At 68.4% G+C, this 15,994-nt stretch carries 14 protein-coding genes and 1 pseudogene; 14 read left to right on the top strand and 1 reads right to left on the bottom strand.

Annotated elements, in window-relative coordinates; translation table 11 throughout:
- Positions 1-208 precede the first annotated feature (208 nt).
- The 14 genes and pseudogenes from ssuE (at position 209) to CU044_RS15975 (ending at position 15,015) form a co-directional block, all read left to right on the top strand.
- Positions 209-769: an NADPH-dependent FMN reductase gene (gene ssuE, locus CU044_RS16040; protein WP_129769259.1), complete on the top strand. Its 561-nt coding sequence runs from the start codon at positions 209-211 to the stop codon at positions 767-769.
- Positions 770-831: 62 nt separating this feature from the next.
- Complete coding sequence (locus tag CU044_RS16035; RefSeq protein ID WP_129769258.1) at positions 832-2,052, top strand: SfnB family sulfur acquisition oxidoreductase; 1,221 nt, start codon at positions 832-834, stop codon at positions 2,050-2,052.
- An 80-nt stretch (positions 2,053-2,132) separates the two neighbouring features.
- Positions 2,133-3,293: an LLM class flavin-dependent oxidoreductase gene (locus tag CU044_RS16030; RefSeq protein WP_129769257.1), complete on the top strand. Its 1,161-nt coding sequence runs from the start codon at positions 2,133-2,135 to the stop codon at positions 3,291-3,293.
- A gap of 560 nt (positions 3,294-3,853) precedes the next feature.
- A complete protein-coding gene (locus CU044_RS16025) occupies positions 3,854-4,846 on the top strand; it encodes an ABC transporter substrate-binding protein (RefSeq protein WP_240045631.1) in 993 nt (330 codons plus the stop codon).
- Positions 4,843-5,703 (top strand): ABC transporter permease, encoded by an 861-nt coding sequence (locus CU044_RS16020; RefSeq protein WP_129769255.1) that lies wholly within the window; start codon positions 4,843-4,845, stop codon positions 5,701-5,703. The genes CU044_RS16025 and CU044_RS16020 overlap by 4 nt, the downstream gene beginning before the upstream one ends.
- Positions 5,679-6,440, top strand: a complete 762-nt coding sequence (locus tag CU044_RS16015; RefSeq protein ID WP_129769254.1) for an ABC transporter ATP-binding protein — start codon at positions 5,679-5,681, stop codon at positions 6,438-6,440. Before CU044_RS16020 ends, CU044_RS16015 begins: the two co-directional genes overlap by 25 nt.
- Before the next feature lie 162 nt (positions 6,441-6,602).
- Positions 6,603-7,847, top strand: a complete 1,245-nt coding sequence (locus tag CU044_RS16010) for a vanadium-dependent haloperoxidase (RefSeq protein ID WP_129769253.1) — start codon at positions 6,603-6,605, stop codon at positions 7,845-7,847.
- 477 nt (positions 7,848-8,324) lie between these two features.
- On the top strand, positions 8,325-8,741 hold the full coding sequence (locus tag CU044_RS16000) for a metalloregulator ArsR/SmtB family transcription factor (RefSeq protein ID WP_129769252.1): 417 nt from the start codon (positions 8,325-8,327) through the stop codon (positions 8,739-8,741).
- On the top strand, positions 8,734-8,904 hold the full coding sequence (locus CU044_RS38585) for a hypothetical protein (RefSeq protein WP_165371904.1): 171 nt from the start codon (positions 8,734-8,736) through the stop codon (positions 8,902-8,904). Before CU044_RS16000 ends, CU044_RS38585 begins: the two co-directional genes overlap by 8 nt.
- 529 nt (positions 8,905-9,433) lie before the next feature.
- Complete coding sequence (locus CU044_RS15995) at positions 9,434-10,459, top strand: magnesium and cobalt transport protein CorA (protein WP_129769251.1); 1,026 nt, start codon at positions 9,434-9,436, stop codon at positions 10,457-10,459.
- Positions 10,460-10,608: 149 nt separating this feature from the next.
- Complete coding sequence (locus tag CU044_RS15990; protein WP_205124079.1) at positions 10,609-11,316, top strand: inorganic diphosphatase; 708 nt, start codon at positions 10,609-10,611, stop codon at positions 11,314-11,316.
- 482 nt (positions 11,317-11,798) lie between these two features.
- Complete coding sequence (locus tag CU044_RS15985) at positions 11,799-12,854, top strand: sodium:calcium antiporter (RefSeq protein WP_129769250.1); 1,056 nt, start codon at positions 11,799-11,801, stop codon at positions 12,852-12,854.
- Between the two features lie 122 nt (positions 12,855-12,976).
- Positions 12,977-13,886, top strand: a pseudogene (locus tag CU044_RS15980) (hypothetical protein).
- Between the two features lie 259 nt (positions 13,887-14,145).
- Positions 14,146-15,015 (top strand): NAD(P)-dependent oxidoreductase, encoded by an 870-nt coding sequence (locus tag CU044_RS15975; RefSeq protein WP_129769249.1) that lies wholly within the window; start codon positions 14,146-14,148, stop codon positions 15,013-15,015.
- A gap of 123 nt (positions 15,016-15,138) precedes the next feature.
- Here CU044_RS15975 and CU044_RS15970 read toward each other — a convergent pair whose 3' ends face one another.
- On the bottom strand, positions 15,139-15,990 hold the full coding sequence (locus tag CU044_RS15970) for a fumarylacetoacetate hydrolase family protein (RefSeq protein ID WP_129769248.1): 852 nt from the start codon (positions 15,988-15,990) through the stop codon (positions 15,139-15,141).
- Between the last annotated feature and the right edge of the window lie 4 nt (positions 15,991-15,994).

The raw sequence follows: 15,994 nt of genomic DNA, 5'->3' as shown, positions 1-15,994 counted from the left end.
GTCGTCAGGCGCGATAGGACCGGGCCCCGCAGCACACCGCGTGTCATTCGGACGCGGCACGAGCCCGGTGTTCACAGCACACCGGCAGTGGGTTACCGGTCTTCCTGTTGCTCTCCGCGTGTCCGGCGGGTCACTCCGCCGGGCACGCGCATGCTCACCGCCGCCCGCGCTCACCACCGCACCCGCAGATTTCACGAGGTGATTCCGCATGGCCACCGTCCTCTCCGTCTCCGGCAGTCCGTCCGCCGGCTCCCGAACGGCCCGGCTGCTCAGGCACCTGGACGCCGGGCTCGCCGCCAGGGGCCATCACGTCGTACCCCTCGACGTCCGCACGCTTCCCCCCGAAGCGCTCCTCGGCGCGGACTTCGCCCACCCGGCGATCGTCCGCGCGAAGGAACTGTTCGAGGAGGCCGACGCGGTGATGATCGGCACACCCGTCTACAAGGCGGCCTACTCCGGGGTCCTGAAGTCGCTGCTCGACCTGTTGCCGCAGTACGCGCTGGCCGGCAAGACCGTACTGCCGCTGGCCACCGGCGGCAGTACCGCCCACGTTCTCGCCATCGACTACGCGCTCCGGCCGGTACTGTCCTCCATGGGCGCGCGGCACATCGTCCAGGGCTGGTTCGTCCTCGACCGGCACATCACGGCCCTCGAAGGCGGTGGGGTCTCCCTCGACGCCGAGGCCGAGAAGGGACTCCACCAGGTGGTGGACCAGTTCGCGTGGGCACTACGGCCGGGCAGTGCCCACCAGATGCCGGCCGCCGCCTGAACCGACCGCCTCACCGGCCGTTTCCCCGACCATCCGCCGCACACACCGCACGGAGGACCACCGTGACCGCACCCGTACCGCCCGCCGGCGCAGCGCCGGCGAACGCCCATGTGATCGCCGACGACACCGAAGCGCGCGCTGTGGCCGCGGCGTTGGCCGACGAGTTCCGGGCCGGTGCGGCGCGGCGGGACGCGGGGCGCGTCCTGCCGCGCGAGGAGCTGGCACGCCTGTCCGCCAGTGGTCTGCTCGGGATCACCGTGCCCCGCGCACACGGCGGCGCCGATGTGCCGGCGGGGACGCTCGCCGAGGTCTTCCGGCTGCTGGCGACCGGCGACGCCAGCCTGGCCCAGATACCGCAGAACCACTTCGTCTATGTCAATGTGCTGCGCAGACAAGGCAGCGCGGGGCAGCGGAAGTTCTTCTTCGCCGAGGTTCTCGCGGGGCGCAGCTTCGGCAACGCGCAGTCGGAGGCCGGCACCAAGCACGTCCAGGACATCAGGACCAGACTGGCACCCAGGGGCGACGGCTCCTATCTGCTGAGCGGTGAGAAGCACTACTCGACGGGAGCGCTGTTCGCGGACTGGATCCCGGTCCTCGCACGGGCCGAAGAGGACGCGCTGCACGTCGCGTATGTGGCACGCGACGCACCCGGTGTCACCGTCGTCGACGACTGGAACGGCATGGGCCAGCGCACCACGGCGAGCGGCACGGTGCGCCTCGCGGACGTCAGCGTCGCCGCTGACCGGGTCGTACCCCACCACCTCACCTTCCGGGGCCCCCAACTGCACGGTGCGGTGGCCCAGTTGCTGCATGCCGCCATCGATGTGGGCATCGCCTCCGGCGCCCTCGCCGAGGCCGCCGAATTCGTCCGTACGAAGAGCCGGCCCTGGTTCGAGAGCGGCTGCGAAACCGCCGTCGAGGATCCGCTGCTGATCCAGCGCTTCGGTGAACTGGCCTTGCAGGTACGGGCTTCGGAAGCGCTGCTGATCGCCGCGGCGTCCGCCGTGGACGCGGCGTCCGCCGACCTGACGGACGAGACGGCCGCCGAGGCGTCGATCGCGGTGGCGGCGGTCAAGGTGCACGCGGCCTCGACGGCCGTCGACACGAGCAGCGCGCTGTTCGAGGTGTCGGGGACCCGCTCCGCGCTGGACAGCCTCAACCTGCACCGCCACTGGCGCGACGCCCGTACCCATACGCTGCACGACCCGGCCCGGTGGAAGATCCAGCACATCGGCCGCTACGTGCTCAACGGCACCCGGCCGCCCCGCCACGGTCTGATCTGAGCGGGACGCCGTCCCCTCGCCCGTGCCCCGCCCAACGCCTCCCGCCGGAGGTGTCCTGTCAGAAGAGTCCGGAGAACTCGATGAGCCTCACTTTCCATTGGTTCCTGCCCACGTACGGGGACAGCCGCCATATCGTCGGCGGCGGTCACGGACTGCCGGCGGGCGCGGCGGGCGGACAGCGCCCCGCCGACCTCGGATACCTGAGCCAGATCGGCCGGGCGGCCGAACAGCTGGGCTTCGTGGGAGCGTTGACACCGACGGGGGCCTGGTGCGAGGACGCGTGGCTGACCACGGCGATGCTCGCTCGGGAGACCGAACGGCTGAAGTTCCTGGTCGCCTTCCGCCCCGGCTTCGTCGCCCCGACGCTCGCCGCCCAGATGGCCGCCACCTTCCAACGCCATGCGCCGGGACGGCTGTTGCTCAATGTCGTCACGGGCGGCGAGAGCCACGAACAGCGCGCTTACGGCGACTTCCTCGACAAGGAGAGCCGGTACGCGCGCACCGGTGAATTCCTGCACATCGTCAGGGAGCTGTGGCGCGGCGAGACCGTGTCCTTCGCCGGCGAACACCTCCGGGTGGAGAACGCGCAGCTGGCCCGCGTCCCGGATCCCGTGCCGCCCGTCTACTTCGGCGGCTCCTCACCGGCGGCGGGCGAGGTCGCGGCCCGTCACAGCGATGTGTATCTGACCTGGGGAGAGCCCCCGGCGCAGGTCGCGGAGAAGGTCGCCTGGATCCGCTCCCTGGCGGCCGAGCAGGACCGTACCGTACGGTTCGGCATCCGCCTCCATGTGATCACGCGCGACACGGCGGAGCAGGCATGGGCGGAAGCCCGCCGCCTGCTCGACGGCTTCTCCGACGAGGCGGTGAAGGCCGTCCAGACCGGCCTGGCCCGCAGTGAGTCGGAGGGCCAGCGGCGCATGCTGGCCCTGCACGGAGGCGACAGGGACGGCCTGGAGGTGTCGCCCAATCTCTGGGCGGGCGTCGGCCTGGTCCGCGGCGGCGCGGGCACGGCACTGGTGGGCAGCCACGCCGAGGTCGCGGAACGCATCACCGAATATCACCGCCTCGGCATCGACGAGTTCATCATGTCGGGCCACCCGCACGTCGAGGAGGCGTACTGGTTCGGCGAGGGCGTCCTGCCGCTGCTCGCCGGGTCCGGCCTGTGGACCCACCCGAACGCCCCGGCGCCCGCCGCACAGCACGGCACCGGGGTCCCGTTCGCCGCCGGTGTGAGGCCCTGACACGAGCGGCGGGGACCGGCGCCGCCGGATCGGCTTCGCCGGGTTCGGCCGAGCCGTCCTGACGACGGGGAGAAGATGGATGCGGTATGCCCTGAGGGATGCGGTACGCCCTGAGGGATGTGGTCGGCCGCCCGGATCAGAGGCCACTGGAGCACCGGGAACCACCTGCGCCACGCGCGCGACGACCCCGCGATGTAACGGCCGCATTGCACCTCCACGAAGGTGTCATCGCAGTACCGGTCAGGCGCACCCCGTGCCTTGACCCGTATGTGACCCGTGCATACCTTCGACGGCATGGGCATCCGCCAGCGGTTCCGGAAGCGACGGGCCATCGATCTGATGCGCGTCGCCACCGCGATGTGTAGCTGACCCTCCGCCACGCCGCACCGCGCTGCACGTGCGCGCCGATTTCCCTTTCGCGCCTCCGGCGTCACCCCTTCTCTGCCGGCTCGTTCCCTCGTTCTGTGAAGGCCCGAATGATCTCTCGTACAGGCATGTCCAGATCTCTCTTCACCGGTGTAGTCGCCGCTCTCGCCGGTTCCCTTCTTTTGACTTCATGCGTGGACAGCACACAGTCGACGGCCACCGGTAAGGACGTCTCAGGCGAGAAGATCCCGGCCAAGGTGTCACCTGATACCTCCGTCACCGTCGGAGCACCTGATCTCAAGGTCGCTCTGGAGCTTTCCGGCCAGATCGACAAGCTTCCCTTCACGGTCAAGTGGGCCAATATCAGCGGCGGTCCGCAGTGCTCCGAGGCATTCCGGGCAAACGCTCTCGATATCTGCTCGGCCGCGGAGATTCCGTCGATCAACGCCCACTGGACGGGCCTTGACACCAAACTCGTGGCGGCGAAGTTCCGTGAGGATCCGCTCCGGTACCCGATCTACGAACTGGGAATCGCCCCGGGCGCCGGCATCAGGACACTCGCGGACCTGCGTGGGAAGAGGATCGCCTACAGCCCCGGGCAGGCACAGGGCGCGCTGGTGCTGCGGATTCTTCAGAAGGCCGGGCTCACCCAGCAGGATGTCCGGCTGATCGAGATGGCCAGTACCGGCGACGTCTATCCCACGGCTCTCGGAAATCACCAGGTGGATGCCGCACCGATCGGCGACGTCAACGTCAAGCGTTATCTGACGAAATACGGCCAGGACGGCGGGACGACGATCAGGCACGGGCTGCGGGATGACCCGGCGCATCTATGGGCGCTCACCAAGTCCGTCAGCAACGGGCAGAAGTCCGCCGCTATCGGCGAACTCATCAAGTTCTGGGCGCGGGCGCAGATCTGGGTCGATGAACACCCGGACGAATGGGTCGAAGGCTACTACGTCAAAGATCAGGGACTGAGCCGCGAGGACGGCGAATATCTCGTCAAAAGGGCCGGCCATCCGGACTTCCCGGCGGACTGGACCAGTGCCGTCGAGCGTCAGCAGCAGACAGTCGATCTGCTGGCGAAGGAGCAGAAGCGCAAGGCTTTCCAGGCGGACATCCTCTTCGACCGCCGGTACGAGTCGGTGGCCGCCGACGCCATCGCCGGTGAAGGGAGGACGACATGAGTACCACCGTTTTCGACAAGCGGACGGAACCGGTGCCAGACGAAGCCGCGACGGCCACCCCTCGGCCGCGCCGCGCCATCCGAAAGCGGCTCGGGCCGGGCCGCCCCCTGCCGTACGGCTGGGCGCTCGGCCCACTGCTGCTCCTCACCCTCTGGGCAGCCGGCTCGGGCGCCGGCCTCATCGACGCGCGAAATCTGCCCGCGCCGTGGACCATCGCCGGTACGGCAGGCAACCTCGTCGCCGACGGCAGGCTTCAGTCCAACCTCGCGACCTCCGCCCAACGGGCCCTGCTCGGCCTGGCCTTCGGAGTCGCGGCCGGCCTGCTCTTCGCGATCCTCTCCGGCCTCAGCCGGCTCGGCGAGGGCCTCATCGACGGTCCGGTGCAGATCAAGCGGGCGATCCCCTCTCTCGCGCTGATCCCGCTCCTGATCCTGTGGTTCGGCATCGGCGAGACGATGAAGGTCATCACGATCGCGCTCGGCGTCTTCGTACCGATCTACATCCACACCCACAACGGGCTGCGCACCATCGACAACCGCTATGCCGAGCTGGCCGAGACGGTGCGGCTCAGCAGGCTTCAGTTCGTCCGCCACGTCGTGCTCCCCGGCGCCCTGCCGGGATTCCTGCTCGGGATGCGCTTCGCCGTGACCGCCGCCTGGCTCTCGCTGGTCGTCGTCGAGCAGGTCAACGCCACGAGCGGCATCGGCTACATGATGGAGCTCGCGCGGACGTACGGGCAGACCGACATCATCATCGTCGGCCTTGTCGTGTACGGACTCCTCGGACTCGTCTCCGATGCCCTGGTGCGGCTCGTGGAGAGGGGGACGCTGTCATGGCGGCGCACTCTGGCGAACTGACCGCGATCGGGAGCGGGGCGAACACGGTCCGGATCGAGAACCTGGTCCGCTCCTTCGGCAAGCGCCGAGTACTGGACGGTCTCGACCTCAGCATCGCTCCAGGTGAGTTCGTCGCCCTGCTCGGGCGCAGCGGCTCCGGCAAGAGCACACTCCTGCGGGCGCTGGCCCGACTCGACCACGAAGTGGCGGGGAGCGGCGAACTCGCCGCCCCCGACGACGTCTCCGTGGTCTTCCAGGACGCACGGCTGCTGCCCTGGAAGCGACTGCTGGGCAATGTCGTCCTGGGCCTGAGCGGACCGGACGCCCAGGAGCGCGGCCTGGCCGCCCTCGCCGAAGTCGGCCTCGAAGGGCGCGAGCGGGCCTGGCCTGTCGAGCTGTCCGGCGGCGAGCAGCAGCGCGTCTCGCTCGCGCGCTCCCTTGTACGCGATCCACAACTCCTGCTCGCCGACGAGCCGTTCGGCGCGCTGGACGCACTCACCCGGATCAGGATGCACACCCTGCTGCGGCAGCTGTGCGAGCGGCATCGGCCGGCCGTGCTGCTGGTCACACACGACGTCGACGAGGCAATCGTCCTCGCCGACCGGGTGGTCGTCCTGGAGGAGGGGCGGATGGCGGCCGACCTCCCCGTGGAGCTCCCGGCACCGCGCCGCCACGGCAGCACCGAGTACGCCGCCCTGCGCCACCGCCTGCTCGCTCAGTTGGGAGTGGACCTTGCGGAAGACGAGAGCGCGGCATGACCGCAGTGCAGTCGGGGACGGCTCCGGGACGACGAGGCGCCGGTCGCCGACCAGAAGGCGGGCGTCTTCGCCGACACCGACCAGATCCACACCATCGACCACGACGAAACGCAGGCTGACTGCCGCGGCCCGTCGGCAGATACGCCTCACTCAAGGAGACACATGAGTCCGTTCGGATCCCGTCCCGCCCTCGTCGCCCTCGGTGCGGCGGTACTGCTGACCACGTCCGTCGCGGTACCGCAGGCCGTCGCCGCCGGCGACCGCGGCTCCACGGCGCTCGCCTGGTACGACACCACCACCGAGACCATCGCCGCAGCAGGCGCGCCCACACAGATCACCAACAACCGTACGTGGGCCATCAGTTGGCTCGCGGCTGCACGGGCCACCCGTAATGTGCCCGCAGGCGTCCAGCGCGGCGCCTACCAGGACGCGGCGCTCGCCGCGGCCGTCCACCGTGCGCTCGTGGCGCTGGTACCGGCTCGCACTGAGCAGCTCGGCATCGCTTTGAAGGAGACCCTGGAGGGGATCCCCGACGGCCCGTCGGAGGAGCGCGGCATCGCGGCGGGAGAGCGGCAGGCCGACCTCATCCTCAAGTCCAGGCAAGGTGACGGCCTCGACCCCGCCTCGGTGAACGCGCCGTACACGGTGCCCTCCGCGGCCCCCGGAATCTGGCAGCCCACACCGCCCGCGTACGCCCCGGCGGCGCAGTACGGCAACCGCGTCGCCAAGCCCTTCCTGCTCAAGACGCAGAGCCAGTTCCGGCTCGGCCCACCGCCCGCGCTGGACTCCAGGCGCTACGCCGCCGACCTCACCGAGGTACGTACATACGGCGCCTCGGACAGCACCGCTCGCAGCGCGCACCAGACCGAGACCGCCACCTTCTGGTACGGCTCCTCGTACACCCTCTACACAGAACCGCTGCGCGTCGCCCTCTCCCGCTCGGCGCAGGAGGTCGCCGGGCAGACGAAGCTGGTCGCTCTCTTCCATGTCGTGCAGGTGGACACACAGATCGCGACCTCCGACTCGAAGTACGCGTACGAGAGGTGGCGCCCCGTCACCGCGATCCGCACCGGCACCATCGACCCCGACCCGGACTGGACACCGCTGCACACCACTCCGGCGCACCCGGACTACCCGAGCGGGCACAACACCTACTCGGGTGCCGCGGAGGCCGTGCTGTCGACTCTCCACGGACCCCGCACCGCCCCGTTCGAACTGACCAGTCCCACCGCGCCCGGGGTGACCAGGACTTACACCACTTGGAAGCAGCTCTCGGAGGAGAACACCGAGGCGCGGATCCTCTCGGGTATCCACACCCGGTCGGCCGACGAGCGGGGTATCACGCTCGGCACGAACGTGGCCAGGTACGACCTGGAAAACGCCGGACAGCTCTTCGGCTCACGCTGACGCTCCGGTCGAGTGATCCAAGGGCACCCCCGGCGAGGGGGTGCCCTTGGACCTCATGGACACCTCGGACCGCGGGGTGACACCCCGGTCGCGATCGCCACCACGTGCTGTACCAGGGACGCCGTGGTACCTCAACGGCCCTGGAGCGCCTTGGCGTTGTTGCCGAACGTCTGCAATACCGCTGCGACCTGCGAAGGCCGCGCGGCGTGTACTTCGGCTTACCGTCAGCGTCCACCAGCCCGGCGGCTTTGCATGCCTTCATGAAGTGGTGGCCGTAGGAACCTTGAGGCCGAGATCCTGGACTGCCTGGGACAGAGGCCGATCGCGTCGACACCGCTACAGCCGCCGCTGTCACCGAAAGCACGGTCGCGTACAGGCGGTTCGCAGCTTGGATCGACCGCACAAAGGCTGGAACACAAACGCCCATCCGCTTAATACAGTCTTTGCTTAATTCAGCCTTCGCTGTAACTTGAGGATATGGAGACGCAACAAGACAGGGGCCTCGCCGTGGCGGTCGACGCCGGCGCGCTGGCCCGAGTAGGCACGGCTCTGGCGGACGAGACGCGGCGCAGGCTGCTGCTGGCGCTCCTCGAAGCGCCCGCATATCCCTCCGAACTCGCCGACCGCCTCGGACTGACCCGCGGCAACGTCTCGAACCATCTCTCCTGCCTGCGCGGCTGCGGACTGGTCAAGCCTGTTCCGGACGGTCGCCGGGTGCGCTACGAGCTGGCGGATCCCAAGCTGGCGCACGCGCTCGCCGATCTGGCCGCGCTCGTCCTGCTGGTCGACCACCAGGGCAAGCACGACCAGGCGTGCGATCCGGACGGCGCCTGCTGCGCCTCCGGCGACGAGACGCCCGGCCACGCCCGGAGTCCGGAGGCCCGTCATGGCTGAGGAATGCTGCGGCACCGGCCCCGCAACGAACACCTCCCCCCAGGGCGGGGCGGCACCCGAGCAGCCCTCCCATGTCTGGCAGGTACGCGAGCCGCAGGCCGCGGCAGTCGGCCGCCCCGAACTGGGCACCCAGCCGGGAGCCCGCGGCTGCCGCACGGACTGACCACCGCACCACGCTGTACTGACTCTCGGCCGGGGCCGACACACAGTGCGGGTAGATGGTGGCGGCCTTGTCGTACCGGACAACGGACAGGATGAATGAACCCCATAACACGTGAGCTGATCCGATGACTCGCCGTTACGGTCGGCCTGATCTGCGCGCGTCCGACCACATCCGGCATGTGCTTGCTCGCCACAGGGTGTGTACTATGGCCGCCGCGAAGGGGAGTAGCCCTGTGATACCGGTCGTCGACATACTGGAGCCTTTTGACGGGTTCCCGGTGGCCGGGCCCGTGCCGTAGCGGTATGGGTGGGCGAGACCTTCGGCCCTTTGTCGACGACGTATGCGAGTCGGCGGGGTCGAAGCTTCCGCCTTTGCCCTTGAGCGGTCGTCCTCGAAGCCCCCGCCGGTAGCGCGGGAAGGCCCAGACGAGACCCGTGACGCACTTCGCACTTCACGCTAGCCATGTGCGCTCGCATACTCACCCCGCACGCCTGACCGTGGCGGGCACGTACGCGTTGCGGGTGCAGTCATGACAGGCCACGACACCCCCTCCGGCGCAGTGGTGACCTGCGCCCTGTACGAACCGGGCCGCCAAAGGCCCGAGTTGCTTCCGCTGCACCGGGCCGTGGCAGCGGTCCGTGCCAAGCGGGACCGATTCGTGTGGGTCGGCCTGCACGCCCCACGTGCCGGCCGGTTCCAGTCCGTCGCGGACGCCTTCGACCTGCACCCGCTCGCCGTCGAGGACGCCCTGCACGCACACCAGCGGCCCAAGCTGGAGCGTTACGGCAGCACCTTGTTCCTCGTCCTGAAATCCGCTGTCGTCGCCCAGCACGACGACATCCTTTCCGACACGGAAGACGACCTCGTCGCCAGTGGGGAGGTCATGGTCTTCATGGGCGAGGGCTTCATCGTCGTCGTCCGGCACGGGCCTTCCAGTCATCTCGTGGGCGTGCGCAAGCGGCTCGGCGCCCGGCCCGAACTTCTCGCCCACGGGGCCGCCGCGGTGCTGTGGGCCTTGACCAGCACGCTGGTGGACCAGTACCTGGAAGTCGCCCAGTGGCTGGCGGCGCGTGTCGACCAGGCCGAGGCCGACACGTACACGGCTGAGCGCGGCAGGGACATCGGGCGGATCTACCAGCTCAAGCGTGAGCTCCTGAATCTGCGCAGAGCTGTCGCCCCGCTCGAAGCGCCGCTGCGGCAACTCGCCGACCCCCAAATGTCCGGCGGGGACACCGCCATCGCACACGCCCTGCGTGACGTCCTCGGCCGCCACACCCACGCCACCGAACAGATCACCGCCCTGGTGCACATCGTCGATGCCACCCTCAGCCTCGCCCTGGCCCGAACCCGTGAGCAGCAGAACGACGGCCTCCGCCGTATCAGCGCCATCGCCGCGATCATTGCCGTGCCCGTCATGGTCGCCGGCGTCTACGGCATGAACTTCGTCCATGTCCCTGAGCACCTCTGGGTCTTCGGCTACCCGCTCGTCATCGGAGCCACCGTCCTGGCGTGCTCGCTCATCTACCGCGCTTTCCGCCGCCGGCACTGGCTGTGACTCACCGCCCCGGCGCCGATCAGCCGACCAGTCCCGGGTCGTGAGAGCCCGCACACCTCAACTTCAAATCGTCACCAGAAAGTCGATATCCGTACACCTACAGCTGTCAGATTCACTGTCGTCATTGATGCGTTTAGTAAGGATTTGCCATGTTTAGACCGTTTCTCCGTTCCGCAGCGATGTTCGCCGCTCCGGTCACCGCCGTCCTCGCCGTGGGGGCAGTGACGGCATCCGGTGCGACGACCGCGTCGAATGCCGCCACAAACTCGTCCGCGGCAGCGGACTGCTGGCCGTCGGCCCCGGGCGGGTACGTGCACCCCCTGGCCTTCCCGCAGCCGGCCGCCAAGGACATCCCGAAGGACGGCTTCAACGTCGTCGTGGAGATCCCGCAGGACAGCATCACGAAGTACGAGATCGACCCGGAGACGGGCCAGTTCGTCGTCAACCGCTTCATGTCGATGCCGGTCGCCTACCCCGCCAACTACGGCTCTGTGCCGCAGTCCGTGGGCGGCGACGGGGACCCGCTCGACGGGCTGGTCCTGACCCGCGAGCCCCTGAAGTCCGGCGCGGTCATCAACGTACGGGCGATCGGCGTGCTGAAGATGGTCGACGACGGTGAGGCCGACGAGAAGATCATCTCCGTCCCGGTCGATGACGTGGACCCCACCTACTCCGAGGTCAAGGACATCAAGGACCTGCCGTCCGTGGAACGGCAGCGGATCGAGGCGTTCTTCGAGGTCTACAAGCAGCTCGGCAGCACCAAGAAGGTCGAGCTGAACGGCTACGACAACGCCTCCAAGGCCACGCGCCTCGTCAAGGACAGCGTGAACAACTACCAGGCGAAGTGCTCGTCCTGACACCCACGGACCGGACAGGCCCGGCCTGAGCCGCGGCGATGCCCTCTGCGGCCACCGCCGCGGCTCACGGTTCCGCGCCGCCCCCAGCGGTGCGGAACCGTGCCCGACCCGGCTGCGATGAACGCCCCCGCCGGTTCTTCGAGCTCCGGAGCCCATGACACGCCGACTCCGGCCTCGGGACCACTGCAACGCCAGGGTAAAAGATCGACAATTCATCCGATATTTAGCGTTTACCGCAGCTGCACTACATGTAGGATGAACAACCGCGAAGGGGAGTAACCCCGCAAACCGGTCGTCGACATGCTGGAATCCCGAGCGGGATTCCCGGTGGCCGGGCCCGCATCTGTCAGAGATGAGGGCGGGTGAGACCTTCGGCCCTTAGTCGATGACAACTAGTGCGTCGGCGGGGCCGAAGTCGTACCGCCGCCCCGCGCTGGTCGTCCTTCGGTGTCCCGCCGGCACCGGAAGGACGACCGAGTCCCGTGATCCATTTCGTTTTGCTCATCGTGTGCGCGGTGGCGATCTATCTCTCGTGTGAGTGGTTCGTCAACGCGGTCGAGTGGCTGGGCCAAAGGCTCAAGGTCGGCAAGATGGCCGTCGGCACGGTCCTCGCTGCCTTCGGTACGGCCCTGCCCGAATCCGTGGTCACCCTGGTCGCGGTCACCACCGGCGCGACCGAGGAGGCCAGGAACATCGGCGTCGGTGCTGCGATGGGCGGCCCCCTGGCGCTGGCCACTGTCGCCTACGGCGTGACGGGAGCGGTGCTCCTGCTCAAGCGCCGCAGGGAACGCCTGCTCGTCCTGGCTGATACCGGCATGCCGTCCAGCGGCCCCGACAGCGGTGAGGCGCTGGGCGACGAGAAGGACATGAAGCGCCTGGCCAAGGACCAACAGTGGTTCCTGCCGATCTTCCTCGTGAAGGTCTCGCTCGGCCTGGTCGCCTTCGCCTTCAAGCCCGCTCTCGGCCTGCTGTTCTTCGCCGCCTACGCCGTCTACTTCTGGCGCGAGATCCGCAGCAGTCGCGCGGACGAGGGCGACGAGGAGGACGAGGAGCTGGAGCCGCTGAAGTTCCAGCCCGAGAAGGCGTCCCCCGCCACCTGGGCCGTGGTCGCGCAGACCCTGGCCAGCCTCGGCGTGATCTTCCTCGCCGCGCACTACTTCGTGGCACAGCTCGATGTCATCGGCCCGATGCTCGGCCTGTCCGCCACCGTGACCGCCCTGCTGCTGTCCCCGATCGCCACCGAACTTCCGGAGATCATGAACGCGGTCATCTGGGTACGCCAAGGCAAGATCAAGCTGGCGCTGGCGAACATCTCCGGCTCGATGATGATCCAGGCCACCGTCCCCAGCGGCATCGGCCTGCTGTTCACCACATGGCACTTCGACGGCGCCCTCTTGTGGTCCGGGATCATCACCATGGCCGCGATCGTCTACCTCCTGGCCACCATGCGCGCCCACAAGCTCACTCCTGCCCGCCTCGCGACAGCAGCCGGCTTCTACGTCCTGTTCGCCGTGGGTCTGATCCCGATCCTGTCCTGACGCCCCTGCCCCGTCCGTTGCCGCCCGGGGACCGGGCGGCAACGGACCGGACCCACTACACGAACGTTGCCAACTGGACGACGCGATTCCAGTAACAGCGCATGACGGTGCAGGAGAGACCGATGAGACTCTGCTTTCTGGTCGAGGAGCAGTACCGGCACGACGGCATGCCCGTCGAGGTGATCCACCAGCTCAGATCCTGGGGACACCACGTGGATGTGCTGCGGCCCGGCAGCACCCTGATCCGGATCTCGGAGCGAGTACAGACGGGAAGGCACGACGCCTGGGTACTCAAGACGGTGTCCGGCGGGCCGGGTCTGTCCTTGCTGGAGGCGGCGGCCACGGCCGGACTGACCACCATCGACGACGCGCGGTCGGTCCGCGGTGTACGGGACAAGGTGCTGGCGGCAGCCATCGGACGCAACCACGGGCTGCCCATGCCCGTGACGTACGCGGCCGTACAGCAGGAGTCGCTGAGAGAGATACCGGCGGCGGAGTACCCCCTCGTCGTCAAGCCCGCGGACGGCAGCTCCGGAAGGGCGGTAAGACTGGTGACCTCGCCGGAACAGCTGACCGGCCGGCACGACCGGCCGGCCGGCCGGGGAGGGGATGCTGATAGCCCAGCCCTACGTGCCCAACTCGGGAGTGGACCTCAAGGTCTACAGCGTCGGCGGTGAACTCTTCGCCACCCAGCGATGTTCGCCGCTGCATCCTGAGCGCACGGTCCCCGAACGGCTCGTGCCACTGACCGCGGAAGTAGCCGCGATAGTGGCCCAGGCGGGGCGGGTGTACGGCCTGGATCTGTACGGTGTAGATGTGCTGCTCGGGCCCGAAGGCCCGGTCGTCGTCGACGTGAACGACTTCCCGAGCTTCCGTCAGGTGCCCAACGCGGCAGCACGAGTGGCACGGACCGTCCTGCACCTGGCCCGCTCCGGTGTCATCGCACCCTTCGCGCCCCCAGGGGTCCTTCTGCGGCCCGGTTCGTTGCGGATCCCTGCGCAGGTTCCTGCCGTGGCTGATGAGGTCGAATGAGGATCGGCCTGGCTACCCCCGCCCCCAGCCATCACGTTGGCCAAGACCGAGCGAGGACGTCCGCACGGTGTCGATCGGTCGGACGAGGCCCGTGTACTTGTCGCGGACAAGGAGCTCTGCCGAGCGCGGCGGTGCGGCCCCGTAGGCACGCATTCGCTCATCGGCAGGTCAGGGCGGGGGCTGCGTTTCCCTCGCCAGGAAAATCTGGGGTTCCCAGCGGACGATGGAGTAAGGAGAAGCGGGAGAAAGGAAGCCTTTCATGTCGCACACCTCCACTGTCGCTGTTCTCGGAGCGGGCTCACTCGGCGCCGCGATGGCGACGCGGCTCGGAGAAACCGGTCACGAGGTCCGGCTGTGGAATCGTACGCCGGACAGGGCCCGGTCGGTGGCGGAGAACGCTACCGGTGTCATGGCCGTGAGTACGGTGGGCAATGCAGTCTCCGGCGCTTCCGTCGTCATCACGGTGCTGCGGGACGGCGCTGCGGTCACGGAGGCCATGGCAGATGCCATCACCCGGCTCGACAACGATGCCGTCTGGGTACAGGCGAGCACGGTAGGCCCACGCAGCGCCGCCACCCTGGCCGGTCAGGCTCGTGACCACGGTGTCGCGTTCCTCGACGCACCGGTCTCGGGAAGCACCGCTCCCGCCCGTCAGGGCAGCCTTGTCTGGCTGGTTGCCGGCCCCGAGGACGTCCTTACGCGGGCGCGTCCCGTGCTGGAGGATCTCGGCTCATCCGTGCTGCACGTCGGGACGGGGGTCGAAGGCAGCGCCGTCAAGATCGCCGTCAACGCCTGGATGGCCGCCTCGACGGTCGCCATGAGTGACGTCCTCGCGCTGTGTGACGCGCTCGGCGTCGACCATGCGACGTTCACCCGGGCACTCGAGGCGGGGCCGCTCGCCATGCCGTACGAGTTGCAAAAAGTAAGCGCCATGGACGACGCGTCATACACGCCCGGATTCGCGGTGCAACTCGCCCTGAAAGACATCGACCTGGCCGCGGCCACCGCCGCCCCCAGCCCTCTGCTTCAAGCCGTCCGGGACCGCCTGGAAACGACCGTCGCAGCCGGACATGACGATGACGACCTTGCCGCCGTCGACTACGTGAGGAAGCAGCCGCCGACCGCATGAGGGGGGAACGTCGCATCACCATTGGCGGGGGCACGGCGCGGGGGCTTTGTCAGGTTGTTGCGAGTCCTGCCGGTCGGGTGATCTTCGGTTGTTCGCGGACCTGTCGGTGAGGCACGGGAATGGTCAGCGGGGTTCGTCGATGACGGGGTTCTCCAGGGTTCCGATCTTGTCGATCTCGATGCGAACGGTGTCGCCTGCCTTGAGATACTTGCCGGGCCGGTGCCAGGCGATGCCGCTCGGGGTGCCAGTGGCCAGCACGTCTCCGACCTCCAGGGTGAACGCACTGGAGAGGTAGGCGACTTGCTCGTACAGATTGAACAGCATGTCCGCCGTATGTCCGTCCTGGCGCAAGTCACCACTGACGTACGTACGCAACCGCAGATCGAGCGGGTCGCCGATCTCGTCCGGGGTGACAATCCACGGACCGATCGCTCCGTGGGTATCGAAAGACTTGCTGACTACCATCCCCGGCTCAAGCGCCTGCCAATCGCGCACACTAACGTCGTTGACGATGGTGAACCCCGCGGTCACATCCAGCACTGCGCGCTTTTCGTTCGGGACATCCTTGCACCGCTTGCCGATCACCAGACCAAGTTCGCCCTCGTAGTCGACCTCGTCCGGGGCGATCGCCGGGATCCAGATCGGTTCGCCGGACCCGATGATGCAGGTCTGCTGCTTGTTGAACCAGGCCTGGCGGCTCGGCCGCTCCATGTGGGTCTCTTCAAGGTGGGCGGCGTAGTTGTAGCCGATGGCGAGAAACTTGGGCGGCCTGGGCACCGGCGCGCACAGCTTTACCCCCGAGAGCGGCAGCCTCGGGGCCGAGCCGGAGGCGGCCCACACCTGCCTCGGGTCGCGCTCCAGCAGTTCGGTCATCGTCACCATCGACGGATCGGCCGCCGTCAGGTCCACCACCTCGTCACCGTCGGCGAAACCGACATGCTGTCCGGTACCGGTATCGAACGTCGCGAGTTTCATAGCT

The organism is Streptomyces sp. L-9-10 (assembly GCF_004151105.1).
GTDB lineage: Bacteria > Actinomycetota > Actinomycetes > Streptomycetales > Streptomycetaceae > Streptomyces.
The sequence above is the reverse complement of the archived record's forward strand: the minus strand, read 5'-3'. Positions and strand labels throughout refer to the sequence as shown.

Coding starts and splice junctions, on each gene's coding strand:
- ssuE (WP_129769259.1), top strand. CDS start 209: ATGGCCACCGTCCTCTCCGTCTCCGGCAGTCCGTCCGCCGGCTCCCGA.
- CU044_RS16030 (WP_129769257.1), top strand. CDS start 2,133: ATGAGCCTCACTTTCCATTGGTTCCTGCCCACGTACGGGGACAGCCGC.
- CU044_RS16020 (WP_129769255.1), top strand. CDS start 4,843: ATGAGTACCACCGTTTTCGACAAGCGGACGGAACCGGTGCCAGACGAA.
- CU044_RS16015 (WP_129769254.1), top strand. CDS start 5,679: ATGGCGGCGCACTCTGGCGAACTGACCGCGATCGGGAGCGGGGCGAAC.
- CU044_RS16010 (WP_129769253.1), top strand. CDS start 6,603: ATGAGTCCGTTCGGATCCCGTCCCGCCCTCGTCGCCCTCGGTGCGGCG.
- CU044_RS16000 (WP_129769252.1), top strand. CDS start 8,325: ATGGAGACGCAACAAGACAGGGGCCTCGCCGTGGCGGTCGACGCCGGC.
- CU044_RS38585 (WP_165371904.1), top strand. CDS start 8,734: ATGGCTGAGGAATGCTGCGGCACCGGCCCCGCAACGAACACCTCCCCC.
- CU044_RS15995 (WP_129769251.1), top strand. CDS start 9,434: ATGACAGGCCACGACACCCCCTCCGGCGCAGTGGTGACCTGCGCCCTG.
- CU044_RS15990 (WP_205124079.1), top strand. CDS start 10,609: ATGTTTAGACCGTTTCTCCGTTCCGCAGCGATGTTCGCCGCTCCGGTC.
- CU044_RS15975 (WP_129769249.1), top strand. CDS start 14,146: ATGTCGCACACCTCCACTGTCGCTGTTCTCGGAGCGGGCTCACTCGGC.
- CU044_RS15970 (WP_129769248.1), bottom strand. CDS start 15,990: ATGAAACTCGCGACGTTCGATACCGGTACCGGACAGCATGTCGGTTTC.